The 3,725-nt window shown below is 41.4% G+C and carries 5 protein-coding genes and 1 pseudogene; all 6 read right to left on the reverse strand.

What is annotated here, in order from left to right; all coding sequences use genetic code 11:
* Window positions 1–290: pseudogene (locus tag H6A34_RS13870) on the reverse strand (hypothetical protein); the annotation flags it as partial.
* Window positions 291–417: 127 nt separating this feature from the next.
* The gene (locus H6A34_RS13875) at window positions 418–1,065 is read right to left on the reverse strand and encodes a hypothetical protein (protein WP_239480896.1); all 648 of its coding nucleotides are present in this window, start codon (window positions 1,063–1,065) and stop codon (window positions 418–420) included.
* Window positions 986–1,351 carry a hypothetical protein gene (locus H6A34_RS15085; protein WP_239480897.1) on the reverse strand — a complete coding sequence of 122 codons (366 nt, stop codon included), beginning with the start codon at window positions 1,349–1,351 and terminating at the stop codon, window positions 986–988. The genes H6A34_RS13875 and H6A34_RS15085 overlap by 80 nt, the downstream gene beginning before the upstream one ends.
* Before the next feature lie 109 nt (window positions 1,352–1,460).
* Window positions 1,461–2,234, reverse strand: coding sequence for a Sak single strand annealing protein (locus tag H6A34_RS13880; RefSeq protein WP_205105998.1), 774 nt, complete (start codon window positions 2,232–2,234; stop codon window positions 1,461–1,463).
* Window positions 2,235–2,351: 117 nt separating this feature from the next.
* Window positions 2,352–3,359, reverse strand: coding sequence for a DUF3871 family protein (locus H6A34_RS13885; RefSeq protein ID WP_205105999.1), 1,008 nt, complete (start codon window positions 3,357–3,359; stop codon window positions 2,352–2,354).
* Between the two features lie 24 nt (window positions 3,360–3,383).
* The gene (locus H6A34_RS13890) at window positions 3,384–3,521 is read right to left on the reverse strand and encodes a hypothetical protein (protein ID WP_205106000.1); all 138 of its coding nucleotides are present in this window, start codon (window positions 3,519–3,521) and stop codon (window positions 3,384–3,386) included.
* Window positions 3,522–3,725 lie beyond the last annotated feature (204 nt).

Below are 3,725 nucleotides of genomic sequence, written 5' to 3' on the forward strand. Positions count from 1 at the left end.
TCATATTTGCCTGAACGGAAGGTATAGTTAATCAGGTTGACTTCATATTGTAAGCCATCATCCTCGCCTGAATCCATTATCTTCTCGAACATTACTTTCTTGAGATCTGCCATATTGGAGATGTTAAGTAAGGAAAAGTTATTTGTCCTTATCGCTTTCCTTAGTAAGTTCCTGTCCTTTATGAAGTCGAGCAGTATCCTGTTCCTTCTTGTTTTCTTCCCGTTGTCATGCTCGATAAAGCCGAACCTACAACAAAAGCCTTCGTATCCGTCGAAATTGTAGTATAACATAGTCGTTCTGTTTTTAATGGTTAAACTTGAAATTGGTAAAACGAAAAAAGGCAGGACACTCCACCGTTGTATTTGTTTTCAGTGAAATGCCCCGCCCTTGATTTGTGGGTTGTATTTATCTTTCTTCTTATACAGCAATCATCAAGCTGCCCGAAACGTTTGAAGTCCTCTCGTATGGTGAGTAGTCAAACTCAGGATGGTCTGCCTTGAATTTATTGGCGTTGAACGATAGCCTTGTAGTCGGAAGTTTTCTTGTCAATCGCATTGTGCCAGTATCCCATGTCCTCACTCCCATGCTCTCCATATCTTCCAAAATTTCAGACTTGATTTCGCTTAGTCTTGCTTCCGTTTCGTTCTTGGTCTGGATGAGTTGCCTGATGTAGTCCTCCTGCTCCCTGTACTTTTCGGGGATGAAATAAGGGTTTACAAATTGCTCACCTTTTATATCAGCATCCAAGAGTTCCTTGCAGATGTCAGATGGTATTCTCTCTATGGGTAGGATGTTGCTTATGTGGTCGAATGTACCGTCCTGCTTTGCCTTGTTACGGATATGGAGTATGAACAGATTACCTACCCTTGCATCCCTATTCTGTAGCTTGAAGAAATAGGCATAGATTGATAGCTGCCACCTTGCCTTTTCCAACTTATCCGGTGTCATTGTTCCGTAAGTCTTGATGTCACCCAACGAAAAAGTATCATCCGAGCTTCTGTAAACCTTGTCTATGTTGCTTGCCCAGTTCTCCCCCGTCCGTAACTGTGTATTCAGACCTTTCATGAACGAGGTTGTTTTCTTGGCACAATTCAATGTAATCCGAAACTTCCTGTGTCCCGTCGTTTATCCAAGAGCTGTCGAATGCTTCAATTGACTCATGAACTTCAGTACCATACCTTGCTGCTTCTTGTAACATTCCTTCCGGTACATTGTCGAACTCATCAGGGAACAGTTGCCTTTGTAGCATTCCAGTAATTCCCGACAGCTGTCTGTTTCCCAGCCAATACTCGTGACGCTCCTTGTTGAAAAGAACGCCGCTGTCTTTCAATTCAATCCTTGTCGTTTTCATTTCTGTCGATTTTTAGTTGTTGTTTTATTGTTTGATTTTTCATTATTCATTCTTGATTATTCATTAAATTTGATTTTTAATTTTTCATTGTTAATTTTTAATTTGCAAATTATGCTGCCTTTAGTTGGTTCTTTCTTTCGGTGAACAAAGCTTTTATTTCAACGTTACCTTCCACCTCGTTCCTGTGTTGGTTGTAGAGCGAAAGAAGCGAGGCGTTGTCATTACAGGAAGATATTGCAGCCTTTATACCTGAATACTTGTCAGTGGGTTGTTGGGGTGTGGTAGCCGTATGTGAAGGAGTAGTAATCTTTGTCCTTCTTGTTGTTTGTTTCTTTTGCAAATTGTTCTCCGCCACAAGGTTCTCTTCATTTGACAAATCTTCCCCGGCATAGACATAAAGTCCCAATCCGAACATGGCCAAGTTTTTAACCAGACACCTCATTATAGCCTTGTTTATATCGAACATTGTTGCAGCCTGTACCGTCTTTTCTACGTAGGTTTTCTTGTAGCTGTCGTAAACTTGGTAGGTGTATGGTTGTTCCCTCATAGCCTTGTTCTTTGCATCCATCACAGGTAGCCACATTTCGTAAGTCTGTCCATCTGCCGTAACCTCAGTATAAACAATCAGTCCTGTGTTCGGGTCGTTGAAATATGGCAGGTTGGTTGTCGGGTCTTTTATTATCCTGTATTCGGCGTTTGGATAGGCCCTCTTGAATTCAGCCCAAGCATTTGCCCAACTAAGGTAGCTTAACTTGTCATTCTCCCGTCGCTCCAATTTATCCGAAAGGTCGAGTGAATAAAGGGCGTCGAACATTGCTTTCCTTCTATCTTCTTCCGTTGCGTCCTTCGGTAATACTGGTCTTTCAAATCTTGTTTTTGTCATAATTGTTTTGCTTTAAAGTTGTTGTTGAATTAAGTTGAAACAAAAAAGGAGGGACACACTTGTTTTTATTTTGATTGTGTATCTCTCCTCTTGTAAGTGGTTTTGTTTAGCCGTTCCTTAGCTTATGAACCAGGAATAGCCCTCAGTGTCATCCCCGTTTATCGCCTTCTGTATACCTATCGCAAAGTCGGTGCAGTTTTGGTTCCTCTCAAGCCACTTGTCGATATAGCTTTGTTTCACCGCTTCATTACCGAGTTGCATAAGGCTCCAGCAGGTAAAGTCGTCACCGCTTGTTATTCCGAAGTCAGGGTTAGAAACATAATTCCTTACCATTGCATTGACCGCTGTATCTCCAACAATAAGCTGTGGAAGTTTTCTCTGTTCGTTCATTGGTAATGCTTGGTATAACCTCATTCTACCTATGATTTTACAGAACAGCTCCTCAGATATTGGTGTTGTCCGTAAATCTTCAAGCAAGTGTAGGGTATTCTCCATCCTAGGCTCGAAACCACCGAACAGTTCGAATGTCTTTTGCATTATATCAGCCTCTGTCAAACATTCAATAGTACCGGAATATCCGTCACAAGTCAGCATTAAATTTGAGCATACCCTTACTTGCCAGCCTACGAACACCTTGAACTTCATCGCCGATTTCCTGCTGTATAACTTGTCCTCGTTGTACGCTCTGACTCCTCCTATGCAAAGATAAACTGTCTGCCCGTTGATGGTTCTTGTAAGGTTAAGTACGTGACAGCAGAAAGCCATTCGTTGGTAGAATACGGTCTTCTCTTTTTCCGTAAGCTCGTATGTTTTCTTGTGCTGGGCAGATGGAATACGGCCAATAATTGGATGGGAAACCCTTAACTCAACTGGTGTAAGCTCCCCGAACACATTGCTTGCCACTTTTGTAACCGCAGATATGAAATTCTTGTGCGATATTGTAAGGCTGTTGTCGCTAAACGTTGGTATGATGTTCTTTTCTGTCAGTTCTTCAAGCGATATTTCTTGTGTATTACTCTCGATGAAGTTAGGATGCCTTTTACCTTTTGCTCCATCGTCATTTGTTATAACCTCACCCTCGAAAGGCATGGTTATTGTTTGTTCCTGATTGTCTTTTGTTCTCATTTTGTTTATGGTTTTAATCGTTATTTACCCGATGTTGAAGAAATAAAGGACCGGACTTTGGGGCATTTTGATTGTTATTGCCTTATTATCCAGTCGATTTGCAGCTTGGTCATTGATTGAAACTATACTGCATGATGTCTTGTTCTTCTTTGTCTTTTCCATGTTTCCGATGATTTAAACGATGAAAAACTAAGGAGGCTCCCGCGATTCCAATAGTTTCACGATTACCCCCTGTAATTTCTTTATTCCCTTCAAAAGCGTAGCAAGCCCTTCAAGGAAATTAATCAGAACGTCGAGGTCTTTTTCCTTAAGCACTCTCAACGCTGTTTGTTCCAGCTACCGAATCCAATGAAGCGGTAGTTTTCT

Source organism: Marseilla massiliensis, from assembly GCF_016899855.1.
In the GTDB taxonomy this organism is placed as follows: Bacteria; Bacteroidota; Bacteroidia; order Bacteroidales; family Bacteroidaceae; genus Prevotella.